This is a genomic window from Paraburkholderia fungorum (assembly GCF_046026025.1).
Classification (GTDB): domain Bacteria; phylum Pseudomonadota; class Gammaproteobacteria; order Burkholderiales; family Burkholderiaceae; genus Paraburkholderia; species Paraburkholderia fungorum_E.
The window spans coordinates 44,620-71,185 of record NZ_JAQQFL010000013.1 but is presented as its reverse complement, the minus strand read 5'-3'; the positions used below and the strand labels follow the sequence as shown (position 1 = coordinate 71,185).

The following is a 26,566-nucleotide window of genomic DNA, read 5'->3' as shown; positions in this document are numbered from 1 at the left end:
GACTCTGTGGTTCGGTCATCTCACCGGGCGAAGAAGCGGTTCTCCGGCCGTGGCAACCCCAGATTCTCGCGCAGCGTCGTCCCTTCGTATTCGCGCCGGAACAGGCCGCGCCTTTGCAACTCTGGAATGACCTTGTCTACGAAGTCATCAAGACCGCCCGGCAGATACGGGAACATCACGTTGAACCCGTCCGAGCCCTCTTCCACCAGCCATTGCTCCATCTGATCGGCGATCATCGCCGCCGTCCCCACCATCTCGAGCCCGGAGTATCCGCCAATGCGCTGCGCGAGTTGCCGAATCGTCAGCCCGTCGCGCTGCGCCCATTCGACCACCCGTTGCCGCGCGGTCCGGCTCGCATTGGTCTCGGGGATCTCGGGCAGCGGGCCGTCCGGATCAAAACCGGACACGTCGTGCCCCAATGCAATCGACAACGAAGCAATGCCGCTCTCGTAATGAACGAAGGTATCGAGCCGCGCCCGGATTTCCCGCGCCTCTTCCAGCGTATCGCCGACCACCACAAAGGCAGCGGGCAGGATTTTCATGTGATCGCGTGCCCGGCCGAGTTTTTCCATCCGGCCTTTCACATCGGCATAAAAGCGCTTGCCGTCGGCCAGCAGGCTTTGCGCGGTGAACACCACTTCGGCGGTTTCGGCGGCGATCTGGCGCCCCGCTTCCGATGAACCGGCCTGCACGATGACCGGCCATCCCTGAATCGGGCGCGCAATATTCAACGGACCGCGCACCGAGAAGTTCTCGCTTTTGTAGTTCAGCACATGGAGTTTTTGCGGATCGAAGAATGTGCCCGTTTCCGTATCGCGGATAAAGGCATCGTCGGCCCAACTGTCCCAGAGTCCGGTGACCACGTCGAAGAACTCGCGGGCACGCCGGTACCGTTCGTCATGTTCGACATGCTCGTCGAGGCCGAAATTGAGCGCGGCATCGGGATTCGACGTGGTCACGAGATTCCATCCCGCGCGGCCGCCGCTGATATGGTCGAGCGACGCAAACCGTCTGGCGACGTGATAAGGCGCGTCGAAGGTAGTGGACGCGGTCGCGACAAGGCCGAGCCGTTCCGTGACCGCGGCCAGCGCGGGCAGCAGCGTCAGCGGCTCGAACGAGGTGACCGTGTGGCTATGCTTGAGCGCATCGAGCGGCATGTTGAGCACCGCGAGGTGGTCTGCCATGAAGAACGCGTCGAAGCGGCCGCGCTCGAGCGTCTGCGCGAAGCGCTTCAGATGCGCAAAATTGAAGTTGGCGTCGGGATAGGCGCTGGGATAGCGCCATGCACCGGTATGGATCGTTGTGGGACGCATGAAAGCGCCGAGGCGAAGCTGACGTGACATGGTGCAAGCTCCATCGCAAACAGGTCGGGCCAGTTTAATCGGCCTTCACCGAGGCTGCTTGCGATCGCCCACCGCGCCCGCCTTGCCGTCACTCGCTGCTGAAGGCTTTGCAGCGGGGCGCCGACACCATCCGGCGCGCCGAAAGCTCTCCCGCAGAAATACAAAGCACAAAATCTTCGTTCGCCCGCCGCGGCGCCATCACTAGACTGTGATCCAACTTGTCATAACAAGTATGGATACCCACCAGGATCATGCAGAAACCCGACCCGGCCAACGTGTTGCCGCTTTCCGCCCCGCCGCTCTACGAGCAGATCAAGACGGCGCTGCGCTCGCGCATTCTCAACGGCACGTATCCGGCCCATTCCCAGATGCCGTCTGAAAACGACCTCTGCACGATGTTCAACGTCAGCCGCATTACCGTGCGCCAGGCGCTCGGCGATCTGCAAAAGGAAGGGCTCGTTTTCAAACTTCACGGCAAGGGCACCTTCGTCTCCAAGCCGAAAGCGTTCCAGAACGTCAGTGCGCTGCAAGGTTTCGCCGAAGCGATGTCGTCGATGGGATATGAAATCGTCAACCAGCTCAAACATATCCGCTTCATCCCAGCCACCGCGCACATCGCCAGCCGGCTGCAACTGCCCGAAGGCACGAAAGTGGCCGAAATTCATCGGGTGCGCCTGCTCAATCGCGAACCGGTGTCGCTCGAAATCACGTGGGTTCCGGAAGCATTGGGCAAACGCCTCGCCAGCGCGGACCTTGTCACGCGCGACATCTTCCTGATTCTCGAGAACGACTGTGCCGTGCCGCTCGGCCACGCCGACGTCTCAATCGACGCAATTCTCGCCGACGACGAAATCGTCGAGGCCCTGAACGTTGAAGAAGGCAGCCCGGTGTTGCGCATCGAACGTCTTACGCATAGCGCGGACGGCACGCCGATCGACTACGAATACCTCTATTTCCGCGGCGATGCGTTTCAGTACCGCTTTCGCATCGACCGTCAGAAAGAAAAGAAGACCACAAGGAAGACGAAATGAATACGCACGTGATCGAGTACGACCTGGTGGTCGTGGGTGGCGGCACGGCGGGTCCGATGGCCGCCGTGAAGGCAAAGGAACAGAATCCGAATCTGAAGGTGTTGTTGCTGGAAAAGGCCAACGTCAAACGCAGCGGTGCGATTTCAATGGGCATGGACGGGTTGAATAACGCCATCATCCCCGGCCATGCCACACCGGAGCAGTACACCAAGGAAATCACCATCGCCAACGACGGCATTGTCGATCAGGCAGCCGTCTATGCCTACGCCCAGCACAGTTTCAAGACGATCGAAGAACTCGACCGCTGGGGTGTGAAGTTCGAAAAAGACGGTACGGGCGACTATGCGGTCAAGAAAGTGCATCACATGGGCTCCTATGTCCTGCCGATGCCGGAAGGTCATGACATCAAGAAGGTGCTCTACCGGCAGCTCAAACGCGCGCGCATTGCGATCACCAATCGCATTGTCGTCACACGCATTCTGACCGATGCGCAAGGGCGCGCCTGCGGCGTGCTGGGATTCGATTGCCGTACAGCGGATTTTTATGTGGTGCGCGCGAAGGCGGTGATTCTCAGCTGTGGGGCTGCGGGACGGCTCGGTTTGCCATCCTCGGGCTACCTGATGGGCACCTATGAGAACCCCACCAACGCGGGCGATGGCTACGCGATGGCCTATCACGCGGGCGCTGCGCTTGCGAACCTCGAGTGCTTCCAGATCAACCCGCTGATCAAGGACTACAACGGTCCCGCATGCGCCTATGTGACCGGCCCGCTTGGTGGCTTTACCGCGAACGGCAAGGGCGAACGCTTCATCGAATGCGACTACTGGAGCGGCCAGATGATGTGGGAGTTCTACCAGGAACTCCAAAGCGGCAATGGGCCAGTGTTCCTGAAGCTCGACCACCTCGCCGAGGAAACCATTCAAACCATCGAACAGATTCTGCACACGAATGAACGCCCGAGCCGGGGACGATTTCATGCAGGACGCGGTACCGATTACCGTCAGCAGATGATCGAAATGCACATCTCCGAGATCGGCTTCTGCAGTGGCCACAGCGCATCGGGCGTCTACGTGAACGAGCGCGCGGAGACTACCGTTGCCGGTCTCTATGCCGCAGGCGATATGGCCGCCGTGCCGCACAACTACATGCTCGGCGCCTTCACTTACGGGTGGTTCGCCGGGCAAAACGCGGCGCAATACGTCGAGGGCCGAGAGCACGCGACGCTCGATAGCGCGCAGGTGGAAGCGGAGCGGTTGCGCATCTATGCCCCGCTCGAACGGGAGACAGGACTCGCACCGGCACAAGTCGAATACAAGCTGCGCCGCATGGTGAACGACTATCTTCAACCGCCGAAAGTCACGCGCAAGATGGAAATCGGCTTGCAGCGTTTCGCTGAAATCGCCGCCGACATCGATCAGATCAAGGCCGACAATCCGCACGAGCTGATGCGCGCCGCAGAAGTGCGCGCGATTCGCGACTGCGCGGAAATGGCGGCGCACGCCTCGCTGTATCGCACGGAAAGCCGCTGGGGGTTGTACCACCATCGCGTCGATTATCCGCAGCGCAACGACGCGGAGTGGTTTTGCCACACGCATCTGAAGAAAGATTCAGCGGGCCGCATGGTCAGCGAAAAACGCGCTGTAGAACCGTATGTGGTGCCGCTCGACAACCACGAAAGTCAGGCCTATCAGAATCTGCGGATCGGCGAGCCCGCGCTTGCCGACGCTTGAGGAACCACCATGTCTACGACACCGCACAACATTTTCCAGCGCAGCGCCGCGCCCGTCACGATCGACGAAGACAAATGCATCGCCGACAAAGGCTGCACGGTCTGCGTGGATGTCTGTCCGCTCGATCTGCTGGCGATCGACCTGAGCAAGGGCAAGGCCTACATGAAGTTCGACGAATGCTGGTACTGCATGCCGTGCGAGAAAGATTGCCCGACCGATGCGGTCAGAGTCGACATTCCTTATCTGCTGCGCTAGTAGCACATCATTCAGACCAACACGTTGTTTCCCTTTCAACCGGGGCTTAACTCATGAAACTCCGTCAATTGCTTGCCGCGACACTCCTTGCGAGCAGCCTGTTTTCACTCACGGCCGTCCCGGCGCGCGCCGAGACGATCCGCGTCGCGATCGGCACGCAGGACACGACGATCAACTGCGCGACCGGCGGCCTGCTGATCCGCGAGTTGAATCTGCTTGATAAATATCTGCCGCACGACGGCAAATACAAGGACGTCAAATACGACGTGCAATGGAAAGATTTCACGTCCGGCGCGCCGATGACCAACGAAATGGTGGCGGGCAAACTCGACTTCGGATCGATGGCTGATTTTCCCGGTTCGCTGAACGGCGCGGCCTTCCAGAAGGCCGGCAAGAAGAGCGTGTTCATCACGGTCCTCTCGGGCAGTATCGACGGTAGCGGCAACGGCATCGTCGTGCCGGTCGATTCATCCATCCATTCGATCGCCGATCTGAAAGGCAAGACGATCTCGGTGCCGTTCGCCTCGGCGGCGCACGGCATGCTGTTGCGAGCGATCAAGGCGCAAGGCTGGAATCCCGACACCGATGTCAACATCATCACGCAATCGCCCGAAGTGGCAGGCAGCGCGCTGAAGGCGCATAAGATCGACGCACACGCCGACTTCGTGCCGTTCGCCGAACTGTTCCCCTTCCGCGGCTTCGCGCGCAAGATCTACGATGGTGCGCAAACCCACGCTCCGACCTTCCACGGCACGCTCGTCGACGCCGACTATGCGAAGCGCTATCCGGAAGTGGTGGTTGCCTATTTGCGCGCGGTGATCGAGGCGAATCAGCTATTTGCGCAAGATCCCGAGAAATACAGCCAGTTGATCCAGAAGGTGACCGGCATCGACGCCGAGGTCAATTATCTGTTCCATGGGCCGCTCGGTCTGCAGACGCGCGATCTGACGTGGAAGCCTGAATACCGGCAGGCAACCGTCACGGCCATTAGCACGCTCAAGCTTTTGAAGAAGACCGACGTCGATCTGGACGTCAACACGTTCATCGACGATCGCTATATCCGTGAAGCGTTCAGGCAATCCGGACTGAACTACGACGCGGCGCTCAAGAACTACGCGAAACAACCCCTCGTCGCCAATGACGCGCAAACGGGCAAACGCATCGCTGATTTCCACAGCGTGACGCAGGTCTGGCTCAACGGCGAAGACAAGGTACGTAATTATGCGTCGACGCAGGAGGCCTTTGCCGCCCTCAACACGCTGGAGCAAGGCGGCAAGAAAGCACGCGTCGTGTTTGTGCAGGATCGTTCGAGCGGGCTAAAGCTATTCGCCAACCAGGCGTGGTACGTGAAGGACGCCAAGGGCAGCATCAACGCATTCCTGCTCAAAGACAACGCCGATAGCTACGCGAAGCAGGTGAACGGCAATGTCGTGGATTTCGCCGCCGCGAAGACCGATGCGACGCAAGCGGTCGCGGCACGCTAACGGCTCATCCTGCAGCGTTCATCCATCACTGGAGTCCTCGATGTCAGCCATTCTCGAAGTCACGGAAAATACGGGCATCCGGCGTGCGGCCGCTATCCGGCGCACCTGGAATCCAGCACGTCTCACCCGTGCGCTGATCAGATTCGCATCGATTCTGGCGTGCGTCGGCATCTGGCAAGTGCTCGCCGCGCATCGCGTCTCGTTCGGTGTTCTGACCTTTGCCAACGTGCCCGCGCCAAGCGACGTGGTGCCCGCCGCCTGGGCCCTGTTCCACTCGCCCAAACTGCCGATGCACCTGTTATCCAGCGTGATGCGCGTGCTGGCGGGCTTTGTCGCGGCGAGCGTCGTGGGCATCGGACTGGGACTTGCCATCGGGCGCTATCGGGCATTCGAAGATGCCGTACTGCCCCCGCTCGAAGTATTGCGGCCGATTCCGGCAGTGGCGTGGATCCCGCTTGCCATCCTGATGTTTCCTTCATCGGAGATGAGCATGATGTTCATCACCTTTATCGGCGCGCTGTTTCCGATTCTGCTCAACACGATCCACGGCGTGGAAGGCGTCGATCCGCGGCTGGTCGCCACCGCCCGCTCGCTCGGCACGCGCGGTGGCGCGCTGTTCAGCGAAGTGATCTTGCCGGGCGCGGCGCCCGCCATCGTCACCGGTCTGTCGATCGGGATGGGGACCGCATGGTTCTGTCTCGTCACCGCCGAGATGATCGCGGGCCAGTACGGGATCGGCTATTTCACATGGGAGTCGTACACGTTGCAGAACTACGCGGACATTGTCGTCGGCATGCTGCTGATCGGCGCGTTGGGCATGGGCAGCAGTGTGTTGGTGCGGCGCGCCGGGTTGGCGCTGATACCGTGGTACCGGATGGAGGCATCGCAGCGATGAACACCGAATTGCAATCGAAACCGTCTGGCCGCATCGACGTGCGCGCGCTGAGTGTGGACGTCGGCGTGCGTGAGCAGCGATTCACCGCGCTCGATCAGTTGGAGTTCAGCGTCGAACCGGGTGAATTCGTCTGCGTACTAGGGCCGTCCGGATGCGGAAAATCGACGCTGCTGGCCGCGCTCGCCGGACACGTGGCGGCCAGTGCGGGTGAAATTGTCGTCGACGGTGAGCGGGTCATGCGCCCGCACCCGGAACGCGGCCTCGTGTTTCAGCAGCACACGCTTTTTCCCTGGAAGCGCGTGATCGACAACGTCGCGTTCGGCCTGAAGATGAAAGGTCTGGCCGCTGACGAGAGACGCCGGCAAGCCGGCGAACTGCTCGATCTGGTCGGTTTGAGCGGCTTCGGTACGCGCTATCCGGCGCAGTTGTCGGGCGGCATGCAACAACGCGTGGAAATCGCCCGCGCGCTGATCAACCGGCCACGCGTTCTGCTGATGGACGAACCGTTCGGCGCGCTCGACGCGCAAACGCGCCGCATGATGCAAACGCTGCTGCTCGACGTCTGGACGCAAATCCGCACGACGGTGCTGTTCGTCACGCACGATATCGACGAAGCGTTGTTTCTCGCCGACCGCATCCTGGTGCTGTCGCAACGGCCCGCACGCATCGTCGCCGATCTGCGCGTCGAGCTGGACCGCCCTCGCGACGACGAAACCACGACCGACGCGCAATTCATCGAGATCAAGCGCCACTGCCTCGCGCTGCTACGCGAAGCGGCGGCATAACGCGTCTCGCGGGCCTGACCGGGCTATTGCATCCCTCTGTTGAACGCCTCTGTTTCAATCCAGACCTCATTCAATTCATGACCGATATTTCGCTTCCACTGACGTTCGACCCCGATTCCCTCGATCCTGAAGCCGCCGAACTCGTGCCGCGCCTGGCGTCCGCGGATGCCGCGGTGCGCCGCATCGCCCTCCTCGCGCTCGCCGATCTCGAGGACGAAGCCGTGCTCGGACCGATTGTCGCCGTCTTGCGCACCGACACATCGCCGGACGTTCGCGCTCAGGCCGCCGAGGTGCTCGGTGCGTGGGAGCGCGCCGACGCGGTTGAAGCACTCTGCGAAGCGCTGGCGGATCGCGCGGAAGAGGTACGCGACGCAGCGGCGCAGAGCTTGTCCAACCTGAAGAATCCCGAATCGGGACCGCTGCTTGCACCCTTCACCACGCATCGCGATCCGTTCGTGCGCCAGGCGGCACTGCGTGGTCTGCGTGAATTACGCTACGCGGGCGCCCTGGAACCCGCCCTCGCCGCGTTGAGTGCGAGCGAAGACCTGGTGCGGCTCGAAGCAGTGAGCGTGCTCGGCTGGTTGAAGAGCGAACGCGCGCTCGGGCCCCTCACCGCAATCGCCGCGCATGATCCGAACCCGGCCGTACGACGTGCGGCAATCGGGGCGTTAGGTATCGGTGCCGCGGCAACGGAGGACACCATCGTCGCCTTGCTCGGCGCACTACGCGATGCCGCGTGGCAAGTCCGTGAAGAAGCGGCGGCCACACTCGGCAAACTGCGCGTGCAGAGCGCGCGAGACGCACTGATCGCGGCGCTTGAGGACGACTACTGGCAAGTCCGTTTGCAGGCCGTCCGTGCATTAGGCAAGCTCCGCGACGCAACGGCGAGCGCGGCGGTGGCCGCACTGCTCACGCATGCAATCAGCAATTTACGCAAGGAAGCCGCTTTGTCGCTGGGCGAACTGGGCAACGTAGCATCATTGCCGGCCTTGCACGCCGCCACGGCCGACCCCGATCCGGAAGTACGCAAAGCCGCCCGGATCGCCCTGACGCAAATTGAAAAGGCGCAATGATGAACGCGCCGGACCATATAACGGTTCACGCAGCGAGTGGACGAGTGTCCCTGACGTGGAATAGCGGACAGACGCAGTGGATCGACAACGCGACGTTGAGGGAAAGGTGCCCCTGCTCCACCTGCCGCCGCTTGACGCATGCAGGTCACGCTGCACGTATCGAAGCGCCCGTCGCGATTGTCGACTTGCAGCCGATGGGCTACGGCGTGCAGATCGCATTCAGCGACGGGCACGCGCAGGGAATCTATCCGTGGGACTATCTGGCGGGTATTGCCTGAGTACGGACGTGATGGAAAAGCGGCGGCCGTGAAAGGCCGCCGCTTTTTATTAACGCCGCGAAGACAGCCGGCGCACCACCGACACCAGCGCGTCGACTTCATCGCAGGTGTTGTAGAACGCAAGCGACGGCCTCACCGTGGCTTCGACACCGAAGCGCCGCAAGATCGGCTGTGCGCAATGATGACCGGAGCGTACGGCAATGCCCTCTTCGTTCAATGCCTGCCCGACTTCCTCGGTCTCGTAACCCTTCAAGACAAAGGACAACACGCTGGCCTTGTCGCGTGCCGTGCCGATCAGCCGAACCCCCGGCACCGGTTGCAGCACGCTCGTCGCGTACGCCAGCAGATCGTGTTCATAACGCGCGATATTCTCGATCCCCACGCGCTGCACGTAATCGATCGCCGCACCGAGACCCACTGCATCGGCGATATTGCCCGTGCCTGCTTCGAAGCGATTCGGCGGCGGCTGGAATACGGTGCGCTCGAAGGTAACGTCCGCGATCATGTTGCCGCCACCTTGCCACGGCGGCATGTCCTCAAGAATCGCGCGCTTGCCGTAGACCACGCCGATGCCGGTCGGACCGAACACCTTGTGCCCCGAGAACACGAAGAAGTCGGCGTCGAGCGCCTGCACGTCCACGCGCATGTGCGATACCGACTGCGCGCCGTCCACCACCGCCTTCGCCCCGGCCCGATGCGCCAGCTCGACGATCTCCTTGACCGGCACCACCGTGCCCAGCGCGTTCGACACCTGGGTGACCGACACGATCTTCGTGCGGTCATTGAGAAGCCGCCGGTATTCGTCGAGCAGCACCTGGCCATTGTCGTCGACCGGAATCACACGCAGCTTCGCACCGGTTTGGGCGGCAAGCTGCTGCCACGGCACGATGTTGGCGTGATGCTCCAGGTGCGAGACGATGATCTCGTCGCCCTCGCCGACGTGCTTCACGCCCCACGTCTTCGCGATCAGGTTGATCGCCTCGGTGGTGCCGCGCACGAAGATGATTTCTTCCGGCGACGCCGCGCCGATGAAACGCTGTACCTTGCTGCGTGCGGCTTCGTACGCATCGGTGGCGCGACCGGCCAGCGCATGCGCCGCCCGATGGATGTTCGAGTTTTCATGCGCGTAGAAATACGCCAGCCGATCGATCACCGCCTGCGGTTTGTGCGTAGTCGCGGCATTGTCGAACCACACCAGCTGGCGGCCGTTCACGCGCTCCTGCAGAATCGGAAAGTCCCGGCGAATCGCATTCACATCGAATGGCGGATGGGCTGACGGCCCCGCATGCGGCACGCTGTCCTGCGCGTGAGGCGTCTGCCCAGCCAGGCGTGACCCGTCATTCAGATTCAGAAAGTAATGCGAGCCGCCGCTGTGTTGCGCCGGCGTCGTACCCGGCGCCGCTTGTGAAGCAGACGGCCGGTCGTATGGAAAGCGCTGCTCCGCAAGCGGTTCGTCGACACCAGGCAGGCCGAACGATTGCGCATTCACTTCCTGCCAGCCTGGCACGACGATGTCCGGCGACGCCACGCTCAAGCTTTGAGCCTGTCCCGTTTCGCCCAGGAAATAGAAAGGCGACGCGGACCCTGTGGAGACCGGCGACGCAGGCGCGGCAAATGGCGCTGCACCACCCGCGGACGGACGCTGCGCGCCGTGTCCCTCAGGCACGCCCAGCGCCGCCCCGCCAAAGCGCGGGTCGAGTGCTGGCGCAATGGTCACCGCGCTATCCGGCAAGCCGTTCTGCGCGAGCGCATGAGGCGCCAGCGCGGGTGCGCGATTGCCCAACGACAGCACATGCGTGGGTGCCGAAGGCAACAGGTTGCCGCCCGGCAGATGCCCCTGCGGCAACGCGGCGCCCGGCACGCCCGTGCCGGCACCGCCCGGACCCGCGAGCGGCGAACCGGCCGGGGCCGGATTGCTGATCTCGCTGGTCACAGGCGCCGTGAGCGGCAGCGTGGCTGCCAGGCTAGGCGCACCGCCGACCTGCGGCGCGTTGCCCGGCAGCGCCGAGAAAAACGCATTGGCCAGCGACGCCAACGTCGCCGGATCAGGCAAACCCGCGGGCGGACCCGTCGGCACATCGTGCGGCAGGACGCTATCCATGGGCTTACTTGTAGGTGTCTGGGTAGTCATGGTACTTGCCGATCTCCACGTCATCGAGAACCGCCAGCGCGTCCGGCGAATGCACCGCGAGCGAGCAATAGAGCGAGATCAGATACGAAGCGATCGCATGATTGTTGATGCCCATGAAGCGGACCGACAGACCCGGACCCTGTTCGCCGGCCACACCCGGCTGGAACAGGCCGACCACGCCCTGGCGCTTGTCGCCCACGCGCAGCAGCAGAATCTTGGTCTTGCCGTCGGCCACCGGCACCTTATCCGACGGAATCAGCGGAATGCCACGCCACGTCAGAAACTGCGAACCGAACAGGCTGACGGTCGGCGGCGGCACGCCGCGGCGCGTGCATTCACGGCCGAATGCGGCGATCGCGAGCGGATGCGTCAGGAAAAACGCCGGCTCTTTCCATACCTTGGTCAGCAATTCGTCGAGATCGTCGGGCGTCGGCGCGCCGGTCAGCGGAAACACGCGCTGCTCTTCGGCCACATTCGCAAGCAGGCCGTAGTCGGGGTTGTTGATCAACTGGCTTTCCTGCAACTCCTTGATCGTTTCGATCGTGAGCCGCAGTTGTTCCTTGATCTGATCGTGCGGACTGCTGTACAGATCCGAGATCCGCGTGTGCACGTCGAGCACCGTGCTGACGGCATTCAGGAAGTATTCGCGCGGCTGCTCGTCGTAAGGCACGAAGGTGCGCGGCAGAATGCTCTCATCTTCACGCGCGGTGCAGGCCGCCTTCACGGCTTCAGGATTCGTCACCTGGTTGAGGCGATAGATGCCTGCCTCGACCGGCAGCCATTGCAGCAGATGGGTGAGCCAGCGGGGCGTAATCGTTGCGAGTTGCGGAACGGTTTTGGTGGCATTGGCTAGTTGCCGTGCTGCGCTATCGCCGAGCGCCGTCAGGCCGCCCACTGTTGCTGTCATCTGTTGCTCCGGGTTTGATAGAAGAAAAACGGGAAAGCTTATGAACGAAAGTGATTATCGGAATGCGCCCGCAGCCGTTCAACATGCTATAGACGGCAACGAGGCGGTCTAAGGGGCAGATACCGGATCGACGCGAGCGGAATGCGAGAGCGCGGCGACGTCAACGCTGTCGGATGAATGACAGAGCAGACGTTCGACCGGCACGTTGAAAGCGCGGGCCAGCTTGTCGAGCGTGACAATCGACGCGATAGCAGAACCGCGCTCGATCTCGCCGACATAAGACCGGTTGAGTCCGGCGTGCTCGGCCAATTGCTCCTGCGACCAGCCGGACGCCTCGCGAAAGCGCCGCACCGCGGCGCCGAAGTCCCTGACGAGCACACTCATCGCGTGGCTCCAGCCGCGACAGGCTCAGCGTCTGCGTGATTGCGCGGCGCGCGCTCGCGGACCGCGGCGGCGCCGGTGCCTTCGTTGCGCGATACCGCTTGCGTTACGTGCGTGCCCGGCTCGACATCCTGCGTAAGCCAGACGTTGCCGCCGATCACCGAGCCGTGCCCGAGCGTGACGCGTCCAAGAATCGTCGCGCCCGCGTAAATCACGACGTCGTCTTCGACGATCGGATGACGCGCATGGCCCTTTTCCAGATGACCCTGCGCGTCGCGCGGAAAGCGTTTCGCGCCCAGCGTGACAGCCTGATAGACCCGCACGCGTTCGCCGATGATGGCCGTTTCGCCGATCACCACGCCCGTGCCATGATCGATGAAGAATCCCGCGCCGATCCGCGCGCCGGGATGAATGTCGATACCGGTCTGCGCATGCGCGAGCTCGGCGATGATGCGTGCCAGCAGCGGCAGCCCCAGCCCGTACAGCTCGTGCGCGAGCCGATGGTGGATCATCGCCAGGATGCCGGGATAGCACAGCAAGACTTCATCCACGCTGCCTGCTGCCGGATCGCCGTGAAACGCCGCCAATACGTCGCTGTCGAGCAAGCTGCGAATCGCCGGCAAACGCGCCGCGAAAGCACGCACCGCAATACCGGCCTGAGCCTCGATCGTGGCGCCGGGCGGCGGTTGGTGACGGCTGCGGTAGTGAAGCTCCAGACGCGCCTGGCTCAACAAGGCATGCAGCGCGGCGTCGAGCGCGTGGCCGACGTAGAAGTTTTCGCTTTCCTGACGCAGATCGGGCGGCCCGAGCCGCATCGGAAAGAGCACGCCCTTGAGCGTCTCGATGATCTCCGAGAGCGCTTCGCGCCCCGGCAATTCTCGCCCGCCCGGCTCCAGCGAGCGCTTCTGCACTTCGCGCCATTGCTGGCGGACCGTCTGAAGCGCGTGGACAATCTCATCGACATCAAACACAGCCACAGCGGTTACTCCCCGAAAAGTGCAGCGTGAACCATCAGGCCGTCAGTCCTGAATCCACGGCAGTCCATGAAAGCGCCAGCCATTGCTGGCGCCGCGCCGTTGCGCACCGTCCAGCTCCCCTTCAAAACCTTCCAGAACGTTGAATACCTGCGTGAAGCCGGCTTTCGCCGCGGCCTCGGCGGCCAGCGCCGAGCGGTTGCCGCTGCGGCACAGCAGCAGCACAACGGCATCCTTGCCGGTTTTGGCTTCAAGCTCACGCACAAAGCGTGGATTGCGGGTCAGGCTCGTGCCGGTCGCCCATGCGACATGCACGCTGTCCGGCACGAGTCCGACGAATTTGCGTTCTTCGGCGGTGCGCACATCCACCAGCACGGCGTCGCCGGCCTGGACGAGCGCCCATGCATCCTGCGGCGACAGGCCGCCGGCATACGGCAAAGCGGCTTCAGCGGCTTTCGAACGGGCGGCTTCAAGCAGTGTGTGGGTGGTTCGTTCTGCGAGTTCAAGCGTCATGACGTCTCCTTCGATATCGCGCGAATCCGATCGCGCGGGTCTTAGCCATCTGCGAGTGCAACCGCCTATAGCCATCAGAAGACACTATGAAAGAGAGTGAGCGCAAGCCGAACCAATTAATTGTGATTTCTAAAGAAGCATCGGTTCGGTCGCTCCTGCTTGGCGCCGCCCTGCACCGCCTGCCCGTGGCGGACCCGCCGCGCGAGCGCCGGGTTGCGGGTTATTCCCGGGGAATCTCGAGCGGCACGACAAACATGCCGGCGGTGTATTCCATATGGAAATAGCCGCAGCGCGCGTAAGCCGCAATGCGTTCGAGCCGCTCGGGCGATGGGGATGTGTAAGTCGCGGCAGCCGTCTTGTCTGAAGATTGCTCAGACAGGACGGGCGCGCGTTTTGACAATTGCTTCTGCAGGCTTCGCACAGGATGCCGCAGTCCGCCCCAGATAAGCGTCGCTGAAAGTGTGGTCATGCGACCTCCGTCGATTCATTGCGATATGAATGAATCTAGCGACCTGGATACGGAATCGCAAACAAGCTTTTGTGGATTGGTTTTCGGAGAAAGGCCCTATAGATCCTATAGACCGTGGGACGGTGGCTGGCCGTACCAGTCGCTGCATGGATGCGCCGTGTACGCGGCGTAAGTATCAATAGCCGTTACGCCGCGCATCCGGTCCTGGCGCAGCAGGACTAGAACCTGAACCGCCGACAACCTGTGCACCTCGTGCACAGAACTTGTGACGCGCGCGGCGTTGTAGCGGCAACGCGCGGCCCCTAGACTGCGTTCCTTCCCAGTCAGTCGAAAGGAACATGAACATGTCGAAGCGCACACTGCGTAGCATCCTCGGTGCCGGTACGCCGACTTCTTTGCCGGCCCACGCGACCGCGTTGCTGGTCATCGATTTCCAGAACGAGTACTTCACCGGCTCGTTGCCGATTCCCAACGGCACGAGCGCCTTGCAAAACGCACGCGCCCTGGTCGAATACGCCGATCACCATGGCTGGAATGTGGTGCACGTGCAGCACATCGCGCCGGCAGAGTCGCCCTTGTTCGCCGCCAACGGCCGGTTTGCCGAAATCTGTCTGGAGATCCAGCCGAAAGCCCATCATCGGTTGATCACGAAGACGTCCGTCAGTGTGTTTGCCAGTACCGATCTGGCGCGGACGCTGAAAGCCGATGGCATCACCCACCTCGTGATATGCGGGCTGATGACACATGCCTGCGTTGCCGGCGCCGCGCGTGATGCTGTGCCTGCGGGCTTTGAAGTCGTGGTGGCGGCGGACGCGTGCGCGACTCGCGACATCGCGTTCAACGACACGGCAAGCGTCCCGCACGAGATGTTGCACCTGAGTGCATTGGCCGGGATCGCGGATACCTTTGGTTCCGTGATGAGCACACGCGAAGTGCTGTCACTGACTTCGTAATACCCCTCGCGAAGCCGACCATGCTTTTTCGCGCTAGTCGCGCCATGCCCGGCGCGATGCCGCGCGATTCCATCTGGAGGCCGTGGTAGCATCCGACGCTTCGACAACGCGCTCGATTCATGGATCAACTGCTCGCCATGCGGGTCTTCCGCTGCATCGTGGATGCCAAGGGATTTTCGGCTGCCGCCGAACGGCTCGGCACGTCGCATTCGACCGTATCGCGCCAGCTCAAGCAGCTCGAGGCCACGCTCGGTGTCCAGTTGATCAACCGTAACACGCGGAGATTCGCGCTCACCGCCGCGGGTGAGCGCTACTTCGCGGCCAGCGTCGACGTTATCGAACGTGTCGATGCGGCAACCCAGGCGATGGCCGGCGAACATCAAAGGGTCGCAGGCCGGTTGCGCGTGAGCGTACCCCTTGCCATCGGCACGCTTGAACTGGGCGACTGGCTTCCGGCGTTCCAGAAACGTTACCCCGACCTCCAGCTCGACCTGTCTTGCGGCGATCAATTTGTCGATCTCGTCGCAGAGGGTTTCGACGTCGCACTGCGTATCAGCGAACCCCTTGCAGACACCAGCCTGATTGCACGAACCTTGACGGTGTCGGACGTCGTCCTCGTCGCCTCCCCCGCTTATCTGGCACAACACGGGCTTCCACGCACCCCCGGGCAACTCGCCAGACACGCGTTGCTGAGCTTCTCGGGTGCCAATGCGACGGACCAATGGGTGCTCACCTCCGGCCGCGGCGCACCGGTCCATGTCGATCTGAACGGCCGCCTGTCATTGAACGCGATCACCGCGCTGTATGCCGCCGCGCTGGCCGGTGCCGGCGTCGCGGCGTTCACGCGGCATACCGTTCAGACCGATCTGGCTCGCGGCCAACTGGTTCAGATTCTTCCCGCCTACTCCCTCGGGGTGCGTCACTACTACGCCCTTTACCCGCACACGCGCCATGTTGCGCCAAAGGTGCGCGCCTTCGTTGACCATATGGTCGAGCACTATCGCGAGCGGTGACGCGGCCGCCAGCCTTGCCCGACAAACTTCGAGGCCCATCGCCGGCGAGTACCCACACGCGCCGCTGATAACCGCGGATTGGCAGATTTTGTCAATCAATCGGCCGGGTGTGCCAATGTTCAAACACCCGCTCCTCACTAGAATGATCCGCGAGAACCACGCGGTAGATCGTGGTTGAAGACTGAGTGAGGAGACAAGTTCATGAACATGGCTGGCCAGATGATGTATGCGCCGTTGTTGCTGTCGTCGTTGCTTCAGCAAGCGGCACGCCATGCCGGTAAGGTTGAAATCGTGTCGCGTCGTGTCGAGGGTGACATCCACCGGTACACCTACCGGGATTGCCATACGCGAGCCATGCAACTCGCAGGCGCGTTGACGAAGCGCGGTATCGTCGCGGGAGATCGTATCGGTACGATCGCATGGAACGGCTATCGCCACATGGAGCTGTATTACGGGGTTGCCGGCATTGGCGCAGTTTGTCATACGATCAATCCACGACTCTTCCCCGAACAGATCGCCTACATCATCAACCACGCACGCGACCGGATGGTCTGTTTCGACGCCTCGTTCGCGTCACTCGTCGAACAGATTGCCCCGCAGTGCCCGCATGTCGAAACGTGGATCATGCTATGCGACAGCGCGACACTGCCGCAGACGTTCGCAGTCCCACTGGAGAGCTACGAAACCCTGCTCAGCGAGCAGACCGGGACTTTCACGTGGCCTCAGTTCGATGAGCGCGAAGCCGCCGTTCTCTGCTACACGTCGGGCACGACCGGCAATCCCAAGGGGGTGCTGTATTCGCACCGTTCGCTTACGCTGATGGCTTACGCAACGGTGATGCCGGATGCGCTCAACCTCTCGGCGACCGACACCATCGCGCCGGTCGTGCCAATGTTCCATGTGAACGCCTGGGGTTTGCCGTTTTCCGCCGCCTTGGTCGGGGCGAAACTGGTCCTGCCGGGCGCCAGGCTCGACGGCGATTCCTTGTGCGAACTCTTCGAACAGGAAGGGGTTACTTTTTCTGCAGGTGTGCCAACGATCTGGCTCGGACTGGTGGACTATATGCGCCGCACGGGTAAGCGCAGTGGAGCTTTCAAGCGCGCGGTCGTGGGCGGGGCGGCATGCCCGCCACAACTGGCCGCGTCCTTGCGCGATTGTGGCATTACCGCGATACACGCATGGGGCATGACGGAATTGTCACCGCTCGGCACCGTCTGTACGCCTTTGCAAAGCTACGCGGACAAGCCCGCGGACGAGCGCGCGCGCATCGACGCAAAACAGGGGCACGCGGTGGCCGGCATCGACTTGAAAATCGTCGACGCGAACGGCCAGGAGCTGCCGTGGGACGGCAAGTCCGCTGGCGACCTGATGGCGCGCGGCCATTGGGTGATGGAACACTACTTTGGCGTGGACCAGTCTGCACTGCAAGACGGCTGGTTTCCTACCGGCGACGTGGCGACGATTGACCCCGATGGTTACATGCAAATTACGGACCGCAGCAAGGACGTCATCAAATCCGGCGGCGAATGGATCTCTTCCATCGAACTGGAAAACATCGCGATGTCGCATCCGGAAATCGCCATGGCCGCCTGCATTGCCTGCGAGCATCCGAAGTGGGACGAACGCCCCTTGCTGATCGCGGTGCGTCAACCTGACAGTACGTTGAGTGCGCCGGAATTATTGGCGTTCTACAACGGACAGGTTGCGAAATGGTGGATTCCGGACGACGTCGTGTTTGTTTCCGAGCTGCCTCTCACCGCGACCGGAAAGCTACAGAAGCTCGCGCTCCGGCAGCGCTTCGGCAAACATCTAGTCAGCACGTGCGCCCCTTCCCTGTAGCGCCATGATCAAACCGGCTGACGATATGCATGAGGCGTGCTGCCGGTCCAATGACGGAACGCCCGATGAAACGCCGTCGGGTCGTCGAAACCAACGTCATAGGCAATGGCGCGAATCGCGTCGGCCGAGCGTGTGAGACGCTGAATGGCAATGTCACGGCGCAGTTCGTCCTTGACCGCCTGGAATGTCGTACCTTCGGTAGACAAGCGCCGGCACAGCGTACGGACGGAGTAATGCAGATCGCGCGCAACCACCTCGATGGTTGGAATGTGCGGAAGACAACTGGAAATATATTGCCGAACACGATGGCTGGCCAATTGTTCGGCAAATGACACAAAGATCCAGTCTTCCGGCGCGCGCGCTAGAAATTTCTTCAGATCGGGTTTGTGCTGACGGATCGTCATGTCGAGGTAGCGCGCCTCGAAACACATGAAAGTCCTCGGGCAATTGAACCGCACAGGACCCGGAAAAAGATAGAGATAGTCACCTGCACTCGGCGAACGCGGAAAATCGAACTCCACTTCGATCAATGGGATCCGCTGACCGATCAGCCACGACGCCAACCCATGCACGAACTTGAGCATGAGTTGGCGCGCGAGCGCGGTGGAGGTCGGCCCTTGCGGATTTGCCACGAGTTCGACGCGGCAAAGCTCATCTTCACGACGTGTTTCCAGCCTGAATTCATCGAGAATCAGATGCAGGAACTGTCCCATCCGATGCATTGCGACATCGAGCCGCGATGCATCGAGCAGGCTCAAGCACAGGTACTTTAACGTCCCGTTTCGGAGTGGCCGACTGAAAATGCCTGGCATTTCATCGTCCAGTTCGCTGGCGAGCATCCGGTAAAGCGTGGCGAACTGCTCCTGCGTCACCCGGGCGCCCGCCGCGTGCAGCAGTTCACGGGAGATACCCGATTGCTCAGCGAGACGCTCTACCGCGGCGGGGTCCGCACTGGCCAGAACGCCGTTGACGAGCGAGATCGGGACGGTGGTGGCAAGAAAGTTCAATGGTGTTATTCGCCGGTCACTGCGCGCCGCCACCCATGGCCGCCGGATTCATCCAGATCGCTTCCCGGATGGGGCCGTCGGGATCGGCCAGGTTCCGGTTGTACATGAAGCTGGTCATGACTTTGTCCTTTAAAGAATGTGCGAAACACGGTAACGCCTCGTGCCGGTATTGAGCGACATTGCTCACGCCTGAATGCGCCGAACGCCGTTGCCGGCGCGGCGTAGTCCTGGTGGCGAGCAAGCCTCAAGCGCGCAACGCCACGGTCGCCACAATGAGAGCCGAGAAGATCAGCGCAGGGGCGAGATGCCGGAACGACTCCCGGTTTCGTAGCAACGTGAAGAGCGCGCCAATCATAATCGCACCGACGAGCGTCAGGCCGAAAACTCTGGTTTGTTGTCCAAGAAGCAGTGCTGCACCGAGCAGCTCGAGAGCGCCACAGAGCAACTGAAACCATGCCGGGTAACCCCAGCGCGCGAAGTCGCGCTTCACCCCGCCGAGTCCCGCGAGATTGACCACCCCGGCAACCGCGAACAGAGCCGCTACGATCATCGCGAGAATCGATTCGAAAGATGCACTATCCCACGCCATGGTCATGCTCCGTTGCCTGACTGAAAGTGCGTTTGTTCGGAGAGGTCCGCAATCAGGCCGGGGCCATGGGGCTTCCACGCAAGAACTCGCACAGCATGCTGGCCGCTTACCGTCTGGTCGAGCGCCAGTGCGTCAGCGAACGGTCCAAGCGATTGGCGGGCATGGTCGAGCGGTAAAAATTCGACGCGACCGGCGCCGATCGAGACCCGAATCGCTTCGCCCATGTCGGCAACGGCAACGGCATCTTCCGCGACCACGTTGAAGATCTGTCCCGCGACTCGACCGTCCCCGCTTGCCGCCCGCTCCACCGCGCTCACGTAGGCCGTGGCGAGATCGTCGACGTGCACGGCAGGCCAGTGGTTGCGACCATCGCCGACGACATTCACACTGCCGCTCTGATGGGCCATGCCCGCAAGCATGCCGAAGACGCCGCCACCGTAGCCGTGCACCATCGCCGGCCTGAGGATTACCGCGGCAATCGAGCGGCGTGCTGCCAGCGCCAGCACCTGTTGCTCGACTGCGGGCCGCCAGGCGATGAGTGGCGTCGGATTCAGTGCCGATGCTTCGGTCGCGGGCTCCCCCTCCGTGTTGCCATAGACCCAGGTGCCCGACGTATAAACGAACGCCGCGCCCGGATGCAAATGCGAAAGCATCGCTACGGCCGCGGTCTCATCGGCAGCACCGGCGGAAGCATCGTTGGTCGACGCCGTGTGCACCACGCCATCTGCGGCACCGGCAGCCGCAGCGAAAGACTGCGGCTCGCGCAGATCGCCGGAATGCAGTGTCACACCGAGACGCGCCAGCGCGCCGGCGGCCGCCGAGCTGTCATCGCGCACCAGCGCCGTCACCTGATGGCCAAGGCTGATTGCCTTGCGCGCGACCGCTTGCCCGATGAAGCCCGTACCACCTGTCATGAACAGTTTCAAAGCGTTCTCCAATGATTGGCTACGAAGTTGAATGGTCATACAAACGAGACTCACCGGTCTCGTTTTGGTGAATCTAAACGAGACTGCCCAGTCTTGTCAACTACTCGACGATCTGTTATTTATCTCGCATGGACAATTCTTCTCTCTCCGGCCTGAGCCCGCTGCAATGCCGCAAGCGGTCCGCCATCCTCGACGGCGCGAAAACCGTTTTCTTACGCGAGGGTTTCGGCCTGGCAACGATGGACGATGTCGCCTCGGCCGCCGGCGTCGGCAAACAGACGGTCTACCGCCACTTCAAGTCGAAGGAGGCGCTCTTCGTGGGTCTGGTGAGCACGATGTGCGCTCAGGAGGGCGCGCTGCTTGCCAGCGCTCTGGGCGAGCAATCCGATGGCGCACCCGAAGCGGAGTTGCGCGAGCTGGGCTGGGTGCTGGCACGAAGCCTTATCGAGCCGGATTTTCTGCGGCTCTACCGGGCCATCGTTGCCGAGGCCGAGCGTCTTCCGGAACTCGGCCAGGTGTTTTACGAAAATGGTGCAAAGGTCGTGCGTGCCTTTGCCGCAAAAATTCTGCGAAAGCGATTTGACGAATCGACTGCTGCATTGCGGGCAGCGACCTTCGTTCAGTTGGTGCTAGGCGACGCGTATCTGGAACTGTCGATTGGCTACACGGTGCCCGATGTTGATGCACGCTTTGCGCTGCAGATTGACGAGGCGGTAGCGGCTGCACTTCGCTAGGGAACGCCGCGTATATTGGAGAGTGTCGCTGCGTGCGCAGCGCAATACTTTCGAAGGGCCGTTCATGGCCGGTTCGCGGCGGTGGTCTGGCTGGCGCGACGCCGGCGAAACGCGGTGACCTACTCGATGCGCTCGACAAGATGCGCACGATTGGCGGGGGCAGCATACGACTCCGGCCAATATTCAACGATGCGGGTGATTTTGCCGGCCTCGACTGAGAAAAACGATACGGCTCGCGCGGTCATAGATCCATCGGTAACCGTCACATCGGATACCGCTTCGCTAACCGTGTTAGCGATGACTCTGTTCACTGCGAAGCGCCATGGACCCTGCGCCGGGTACTCAGAGTTCATCTGTGCGAACCGCGCGGCACCACGGATGCGTTCGTTCGACTGGGGCCATTCAAGGATGAATTGCTCACCTAACACCGCCTGCACGGATGCAAAGTCGTTTGAACCCATGAGCGTCCAAAACTTACGGACGAGTAGCGAGATATCGTTAGTGTCTACTGTCATCGTTGCGGCATTTGGCAAATTGAAAGAGTTGTGATTCGAGATTGTCGGCGATTCGGCCGCCCGCGTCGAACGTCTTCTGTTGGTCGCTTTTTGCCTTTACCCGGTGAATTGACTGAAGGAGCTGTCAATCGAATTACATGCGCACACACTAATCATTGGTGGCATGCTCGTCGCCGTGGTAGTTTCCTGATTCGGCACCTCGAAAGAGGAAAAATATAATTCAAGCGAGATTAACCGCATGCTGATTGCGCAAAACGATCGGTCAAATTCAATCGTTGGCCGGTTCATGGCACACCTCATAGCGGCCGCGATCACCGCGCATGCCACGATCGTTTTCGCCGCTAATTTTGATCCTCCGGTGACCGTCTTGTCCGATGAGAGTATCTACACGGTGAATCGCGATGGCACGTCGACAGACGATCAAACAAGGTCAATTCGCATTGAAAATGACGAGGGGGTTAGAACCTACGGTCAGGTTTCATATCGATACAGCAGAGAATTCCGGAAACTCGATGTCGTCGAGGCTTACACAACAACTCGAGACGGAGTGCGTATCGATGTTTCGCCCCATGCGATCTTCACCCGTCCAAGTCCGGTGAGCGCCTATGCACCCACTTTCGATGACAACCTCGTCAAAACGATTGTCTTTCCCGGCGTCGAGCCTGGCGCGACCGTCACGATGCGCACGCGTGAGACGCAGGTCACCCCATTGTTCCCCGGCCAATTTTCAGCCAATGACTCGTTTCCCAGCGACAAAGTCATCAAGAGTGCCAGCGTAACTATAAAAGCGCCATCGTCCATGAAACTGTATGCCGACGTCGTTGATATGCCGGGCGGGCTGGTTGCCGCAGATGTCAACGGCGAGCAGACGTGGCATTGGTCGATAAAGGATGCGCCCGCACACCCTGGCGAAATCCTCGCGCCGAGCATCGATGATCGCAGTCCACGGCTAGCGGTCACAACGTTTCCCAGTTATGAGGCGCTCGGGCAGGCGTATCTCGCGCGGGCGCAGGCTCAAGCGACCATTACACCCGACATACAGGCGCTGGCCAATGAAATCACCATGGGAGTCACCGACCGGCGAGACCAGGCAGACGCCATCTATCAATGGGTCAGCCGGAATGTTCGCTACGTCGCCGTCTTTCTCGGTTTCGGCGGCGTGGTTCCGCATACCGCACAAGACGTCCTGAAGGCGCGCTATGGCGATTGCAAAGACCATACAACGCTCCTTCAGGCGCTGTTGGCTGCGAAAGGCATAAAAAGTAACACGGTACTTGTCAACGCGGATACCCGCTATTGGTTGCCTTCAGCCGCCAGCCCGCTGGCAGTATTCAATCATGTGATCACCTACATTCCCGAGTTTGACGTCTACGTCGACTCGACAGCGGGCACGGCCCGATTCGGCATCCTTCCTTTCAATGAGGAAGGAAAACGGGCTTTGCTGACGGGCACCGGCGATGAACAGACCCGCCTCGTCACCCTTCCCCTTGCGCACGCGGACACCGACAAGGTGATCGTAAAGACGGAGATCGTGCTGGACAGCCTCGGCACGGTTCGAGGCAACAGCGAAGTCAAAAACCGCGGCGAATATGACTGGATAGCACGTTCAATTTTTGCCCGGCTACCCGCAGGTTCTGAACCAGCGTTTGCGCAAGCGCTGCTGACGGCGAGCGGTACGGACGGAACCGGAAACTACATTCACGGCGATATTAATGATCTCTGGAACGCGTTCTCGTTCTCGAGTGTGTTTGAGCTACCCGACTACACCCCTTTCCCTGGCCCCGGCGCCATGCGTGTTCCAAGAGGATTGGGTGGCATCAACAATATCTCCAGCGCCTTCGACGGGCTAGGATCGGGTGGACGCAAAACCCCGTTCCTGTTTAAAGGTGGCTACTTCAGCGAAATTACGAAAGTGAACTTGCCAGCCACCATGAAGGTGTTGAGCCTTCCTAAGCCCGCAACCGTTACTTCGCCGTTTGGTACTTACACGTCTTCCTATGCCCTCGAAGGCAAAACGGTGACCGTGACGCGGACGCTTGATCTGACATCAGGCGCTCCGTTTTTACAGCCGGATGAGTGCCCTGCGCTCAAAAGAATGGCGACATCGATCAAGCACGACCTTGCGGCGCAGATCGTGTATCAATGACGAATTTGTCGGGTCGGTAGACTGGGCGAACGCGAAGCGTCGGGCAGGCCATCCGAACCTGGCCCGATGGCAACCGATCCAGTTCCACCCGATACGGCCGCTCAGATTTCTCGGTAACGGTCACCTCGAGTCGTAAAACAGCAAGTGACGGTTGGCGTGGCGGCAATCCACATTTCGCTCCACGCTGAAACATTCGCTCCGGGGTACTTGCATAATTCCCTCTGCGGGCGGCCACGGGCCGCGTAGATCCCAACCCCGTCACTGCGAAAACGAATTGTCCCAGATACGAACAGCGACTACGAGCGGACCCAACGCCGTTCTCGACTTGATCCTGCTTCTGACGCTTTCGACCCTGTGGGGAGCGTCTTACACATTCATCAAAATCGGCGTCTCTACGATACCTCCGCTCACGCTTATCGCGGCAAGAACGCTAATTGCCGGATCGGCCCTTCTGCTCTGGATGACAGCCCGGCGCATTTCCATGCCACGCGATCCGGCCGTGTGGCGGCGCTTTTTCGTGCAGGCTTTGCTAAACAGTGTTGTTCCTTTCACGCTTATTGCGTGGGCCGAGCGTTCAGTGGACGCCGGTTTGGCGACAATCCTGAATTCGGCCTCGCCTGTCATGGCGTTTCTCGGAACATGGCTTATCACCCGCCATGAACAAATAACACCTCGCAAATTGTTCGGCGTCGTCGCGGGGCTTGCCGGTATATCCCTCGTCGTTGGTGTCAGCGCGTTCGAAGGGCTTGGGCGGCAGCTTGTTCCACAATTGGCGATCGTCACAGCGACAGTTTGCTATGCAGCGGCGGCGATCTACGGACGGTCCTTCAAAGGACTCTCGCCAGCCGCTCCTGCTGCGGGTTCGCTCATTGTCGGCGCGATCCTGCTTGTTCCTGTCAGTCTGGTGGTTGACCGCCCCTGGACACTCCACCCTTCGTTGCAATCACTCATGGCGCTTACGGCGCTCGCGATCTTTTCGACCGCGATGGCGTTCGTTATTTACTTTCGACTGGTACAAACGCTGGGCTCGGTGGGTACAACGGCGCAAGCCTATCTGCGGGTTCCCATTGGCGTCGCGATAAGCATCGTGTTTCTCGGGGAATCGTTGTCTACGTCAGCCTGGCTGGGATTGGGATGTGTCGTTGCGGGAGTCGCCGCAATGACTATTCCGTCACGGATCTATTCACGCGAAGGCGTGCGTTTGCGTTGCTGTTGCGAGGCTCGGAACGTAAAGATTCAGGTTACGCATCAGAGAGAATCTGGTCGCTGACGTTATCCACCACGACAGGGCTCTCAAAGTACGTGACCGAAGGATCTGCACCGTACGTCTGCCGCGCGATTGCCCTCCAGTTCTCGGTGTACATCGCCTCAGCGTCGGCACGGGAACGCCAGAGATAGACTCCACCGGCGGTGCTCCCATCTTGCGACAGGACATAATACTTGCGGAGAAGTCCGGCTACGCCTCGATATCTCGGGGCCTTACTCAGAAAAAGGCTTCGTGCCTCTTCGCTTGTGATCGGCTTTGACAATTTGAACGAGGTGATCACGGTGATCATCGAAACCTCTCTGCGTTGTGAAAACTGTTAGACATCCTTCCATTCTGCGGACTGCCCATTGCGGTCGTCAGGTTGCCATGCGGACAGGAAAACGCATCGCGTAAGATTCGAGCGGCAATTGCAGAGCATTGGTGAGATAGCTCACGGTTCGATAGAAACCCGCCAGCATCAGCATCTCAAGGATTGTTTCTTCTGAGAAGTGTGCGCGCAGCGCCTGCCATGAATCTTCGTTGACATTGCAATCGCGATGCAGTGCGTCACACATGTGCAAGACGGCTGAGTCTTCGGCCGACCAGCATTCGTCTTGAGGGGTGCCATGCACCAGCGCCTCGATCTGCTCAGGCGAGAAGCCGGCACGTGCGCCAAAGAAGGCCATGTGCACTCCCCACTCGTACTCGGATCGACACAGCGCAGTGGTTCGATCGATGATCAACTCGCGTTGTCGCAGTGTCAGGTGGCCACGGTCCAGCAAGCTGGCGGCGAAGAATTTGCCAAACAGGCGCTCGTCGCGAGCCATCGTCGTGAAGAGGCCAAGCGGCGGCACGCCCGGCGGCATAGTCTTCGCGAGGAGCTCATGAATGGCGGGCGGAAACGGCGGCTGAGCGGCTGCGATACGAGCGGGCATGTCACCTCCATGTGCTATATTTTCCATAGCAAATCCTAATCACATCGCTATGAAAAGTAAAGCATGAAGATACCGAAAACTGGCACACCGGTGCGCGGGTCGACGACGGGCCGCCCGATCATGGTCGCGCTCGATCTGCTGGGGCGGCGGGCGGCGTTACGCATTCTGTGGGAATTGCGCGGCGAGCCGCTGACGTTTCGCGCACTGCTGGAGGCGGCCGATACCAATCCAAGCTTGCTCAATACCCGCCTCAAGGAATTGCGTGAGGCGGGGCTCATCGATCATGCCGGACAGGGATACTGTCTGACCGAGGCCGGGGTGGCGTTGCGGATCGCGTTACGGCCGCTAAACGATTGGGCGCAGACCTGGTGCAAATGATACCGGGCGTGCCTCTTCTCACTCAGGGCGTGAGCG

The 26,566-nt window shown here is 61.1% G+C and carries 28 protein-coding genes; 15 read left to right on the top strand and 13 right to left on the bottom strand.

Annotated elements, in window-relative coordinates; genetic code table 11:
- Positions 1-20 precede the first annotated feature (20 nt).
- Positions 21-1,343, bottom strand: coding sequence for an LLM class flavin-dependent oxidoreductase (locus PQR67_RS16345; RefSeq protein ID WP_408461009.1), 1,323 nt, complete (start codon positions 1,341-1,343; stop codon positions 21-23).
- A gap of 251 nt (positions 1,344-1,594) precedes the next feature.
- On the opposite strand from PQR67_RS16345, the gene PQR67_RS16340 reads away from it, so the two are divergent.
- From PQR67_RS16340 to PQR67_RS16305, 8 genes are all read left to right on the top strand, one after another.
- On the top strand, positions 1,595-2,374 hold the full coding sequence (locus PQR67_RS16340; protein WP_408461007.1) for a GntR family transcriptional regulator: 780 nt from the start codon (positions 1,595-1,597) through the stop codon (positions 2,372-2,374).
- Positions 2,371-4,104 (top strand): fumarate reductase/succinate dehydrogenase flavoprotein subunit, encoded by a 1,734-nt coding sequence (locus PQR67_RS16335; protein WP_408461005.1) that lies wholly within the window; start codon positions 2,371-2,373, stop codon positions 4,102-4,104. The genes PQR67_RS16340 and PQR67_RS16335 overlap by 4 nt, the downstream gene beginning before the upstream one ends.
- A 9-nt stretch (positions 4,105-4,113) precedes the next feature.
- Entirely contained in the window at positions 4,114-4,359 is a 246-nt protein-coding gene (locus PQR67_RS16330; protein WP_054040025.1) for a 4Fe-4S dicluster domain-containing protein, read from the top strand.
- Positions 4,360-4,412: 53 nt separating this feature from the next.
- Positions 4,413-5,843, top strand: a complete 1,431-nt coding sequence (locus tag PQR67_RS16325; RefSeq protein WP_408461002.1) for an ABC transporter substrate-binding protein — start codon at positions 4,413-4,415, stop codon at positions 5,841-5,843.
- A 40-nt stretch (positions 5,844-5,883) separates the two neighbouring features.
- A complete protein-coding gene (locus tag PQR67_RS16320; protein WP_408461000.1) occupies positions 5,884-6,738 on the top strand; it encodes an ABC transporter permease in 855 nt (284 codons plus the stop codon).
- Positions 6,735-7,523: an ABC transporter ATP-binding protein gene (locus PQR67_RS16315; RefSeq protein ID WP_408460998.1), complete on the top strand. Its 789-nt coding sequence runs from the start codon at positions 6,735-6,737 to the stop codon at positions 7,521-7,523. The genes PQR67_RS16320 and PQR67_RS16315 overlap by 4 nt, the downstream gene beginning before the upstream one ends.
- A gap of 77 nt (positions 7,524-7,600) precedes the next feature.
- Complete coding sequence (locus PQR67_RS16310) at positions 7,601-8,596, top strand: HEAT repeat domain-containing protein (protein WP_408460996.1); 996 nt, start codon at positions 7,601-7,603, stop codon at positions 8,594-8,596.
- Positions 8,593-8,874 carry a DUF971 domain-containing protein gene (locus PQR67_RS16305; protein ID WP_408460993.1) on the top strand — a complete coding sequence of 94 codons (282 nt, stop codon included), beginning with the start codon at positions 8,593-8,595 and terminating at the stop codon, positions 8,872-8,874. The genes PQR67_RS16310 and PQR67_RS16305 overlap by 4 nt, the downstream gene beginning before the upstream one ends.
- A 49-nt stretch (positions 8,875-8,923) precedes the next feature.
- Here the strand turns inward: PQR67_RS16305 and PQR67_RS16300 are convergent, their stop codons facing one another.
- From PQR67_RS16300 to PQR67_RS16275, 6 genes are all read right to left on the bottom strand, one after another.
- Positions 8,924-11,005, bottom strand: a complete 2,082-nt coding sequence (locus PQR67_RS16300) for a family 2A encapsulin nanocompartment cargo protein cysteine desulfurase (protein WP_408460991.1) — start codon at positions 11,003-11,005, stop codon at positions 8,924-8,926.
- Positions 10,980-11,912: a family 2A encapsulin nanocompartment shell protein gene (locus PQR67_RS16295; RefSeq protein ID WP_408460989.1), complete on the bottom strand. Its 933-nt coding sequence runs from the start codon at positions 11,910-11,912 to the stop codon at positions 10,980-10,982. The genes PQR67_RS16300 and PQR67_RS16295 overlap by 26 nt, the downstream gene beginning before the upstream one ends.
- Positions 11,913-12,020: 108 nt before the next feature.
- Positions 12,021-12,296 (bottom strand): helix-turn-helix domain-containing protein, encoded by a 276-nt coding sequence (locus tag PQR67_RS16290; protein ID WP_408460986.1) that lies wholly within the window; start codon positions 12,294-12,296, stop codon positions 12,021-12,023.
- Entirely contained in the window at positions 12,293-13,270 is a 978-nt protein-coding gene (gene epsC, locus PQR67_RS16285; protein WP_408460983.1) for a serine O-acetyltransferase EpsC, read from the bottom strand. The genes PQR67_RS16290 and epsC overlap by 4 nt, the downstream gene beginning before the upstream one ends.
- A gap of 42 nt (positions 13,271-13,312) precedes the next feature.
- On the bottom strand, positions 13,313-13,780 hold the full coding sequence (locus PQR67_RS16280; RefSeq protein ID WP_408460980.1) for a rhodanese-like domain-containing protein: 468 nt from the start codon (positions 13,778-13,780) through the stop codon (positions 13,313-13,315).
- A 220-nt stretch (positions 13,781-14,000) separates the two neighbouring features.
- On the bottom strand, positions 14,001-14,249 hold the full coding sequence (locus tag PQR67_RS16275) for a hypothetical protein (protein WP_408460977.1): 249 nt from the start codon (positions 14,247-14,249) through the stop codon (positions 14,001-14,003).
- A 344-nt stretch (positions 14,250-14,593) separates the two neighbouring features.
- On the opposite strand from PQR67_RS16275, the gene PQR67_RS16270 reads away from it, so the two are divergent.
- From PQR67_RS16270 to PQR67_RS16260, 3 genes are all read left to right on the top strand, one after another.
- The gene (locus PQR67_RS16270) at positions 14,594-15,202 is read left to right on the top strand and encodes a cysteine hydrolase family protein (RefSeq protein ID WP_408460974.1); all 609 of its coding nucleotides are present in this window, start codon (positions 14,594-14,596) and stop codon (positions 15,200-15,202) included.
- 119 nt (positions 15,203-15,321) lie between these two features.
- Positions 15,322-16,215 (top strand): LysR family transcriptional regulator, encoded by an 894-nt coding sequence (locus tag PQR67_RS16265; protein WP_408460971.1) that lies wholly within the window; start codon positions 15,322-15,324, stop codon positions 16,213-16,215.
- Between the two features lie 207 nt (positions 16,216-16,422).
- Positions 16,423-18,054, top strand: coding sequence for a 3-(methylthio)propionyl-CoA ligase (locus PQR67_RS16260; protein ID WP_408461282.1), 1,632 nt, complete (start codon positions 16,423-16,425; stop codon positions 18,052-18,054).
- An 8-nt stretch (positions 18,055-18,062) separates the two neighbouring features.
- Here the strand turns inward: PQR67_RS16260 and PQR67_RS16255 are convergent, their stop codons facing one another.
- The 3 genes from PQR67_RS16255 to PQR67_RS16245 all read right to left on the bottom strand — a co-directional run bounded on the left by PQR67_RS16255 (position 18,063) and on the right by PQR67_RS16245 (position 20,576).
- Complete coding sequence (locus tag PQR67_RS16255) at positions 18,063-19,061, bottom strand: AraC family transcriptional regulator (protein WP_408460968.1); 999 nt, start codon at positions 19,059-19,061, stop codon at positions 18,063-18,065.
- Between the two features lie 244 nt (positions 19,062-19,305).
- On the bottom strand, positions 19,306-19,656 hold the full coding sequence (locus PQR67_RS16250) for a DoxX family protein (protein ID WP_408460965.1): 351 nt from the start codon (positions 19,654-19,656) through the stop codon (positions 19,306-19,308).
- The gene (locus tag PQR67_RS16245) at positions 19,653-20,576 is read right to left on the bottom strand and encodes an NAD-dependent epimerase/dehydratase family protein (RefSeq protein WP_408460962.1); all 924 of its coding nucleotides are present in this window, start codon (positions 20,574-20,576) and stop codon (positions 19,653-19,655) included. Before PQR67_RS16245 ends, PQR67_RS16250 begins: the two co-directional genes overlap by 4 nt.
- Before the next feature lie 128 nt (positions 20,577-20,704).
- Here PQR67_RS16245 and PQR67_RS16240 point away from each other — a divergent pair, with 128 nt between their 5' ends.
- Positions 20,705-21,310 (top strand): TetR/AcrR family transcriptional regulator, encoded by a 606-nt coding sequence (locus tag PQR67_RS16240; protein WP_408460959.1) that lies wholly within the window; start codon positions 20,705-20,707, stop codon positions 21,308-21,310.
- A gap of 119 nt (positions 21,311-21,429) precedes the next feature.
- Here PQR67_RS16240 and PQR67_RS16235 read toward each other — a convergent pair whose 3' ends face one another.
- Positions 21,430-21,825, bottom strand: coding sequence for a nuclear transport factor 2 family protein (locus PQR67_RS16235; RefSeq protein ID WP_408460956.1), 396 nt, complete (start codon positions 21,823-21,825; stop codon positions 21,430-21,432).
- Between the two features lie 238 nt (positions 21,826-22,063).
- On the opposite strand from PQR67_RS16235, the gene PQR67_RS16230 reads away from it, so the two are divergent.
- A complete protein-coding gene (locus PQR67_RS16230; protein WP_408460953.1) occupies positions 22,064-23,971 on the top strand; it encodes a DUF3857 domain-containing protein in 1,908 nt (635 codons plus the stop codon).
- A 325-nt stretch (positions 23,972-24,296) separates the two neighbouring features.
- Complete coding sequence (locus PQR67_RS16225; RefSeq protein WP_408460951.1) at positions 24,297-25,241, top strand: DMT family transporter; 945 nt, start codon at positions 24,297-24,299, stop codon at positions 25,239-25,241.
- Here the strand turns inward: PQR67_RS16225 and PQR67_RS16220 are convergent.
- Positions 25,213-25,527 carry a YdhR family protein gene (locus PQR67_RS16220; protein ID WP_408460948.1) on the bottom strand — a complete coding sequence of 105 codons (315 nt, stop codon included), beginning with the start codon at positions 25,525-25,527 and terminating at the stop codon, positions 25,213-25,215. The two genes, PQR67_RS16225 and PQR67_RS16220, sit on opposite strands and share 29 nt — an antisense overlap.
- A gap of 67 nt (positions 25,528-25,594) precedes the next feature.
- Positions 25,595-26,083 (bottom strand): carboxymuconolactone decarboxylase family protein, encoded by a 489-nt coding sequence (locus PQR67_RS16215; protein WP_408460945.1) that lies wholly within the window; start codon positions 26,081-26,083, stop codon positions 25,595-25,597.
- A gap of 132 nt (positions 26,084-26,215) precedes the next feature.
- Between PQR67_RS16215 and PQR67_RS16210 the strand changes: the two genes are divergently transcribed.
- Positions 26,216-26,530 (top strand): winged helix-turn-helix transcriptional regulator, encoded by a 315-nt coding sequence (locus PQR67_RS16210; RefSeq protein WP_408460942.1) that lies wholly within the window; start codon positions 26,216-26,218, stop codon positions 26,528-26,530.
- Positions 26,531-26,566: the final 36 nt, after the last annotated feature.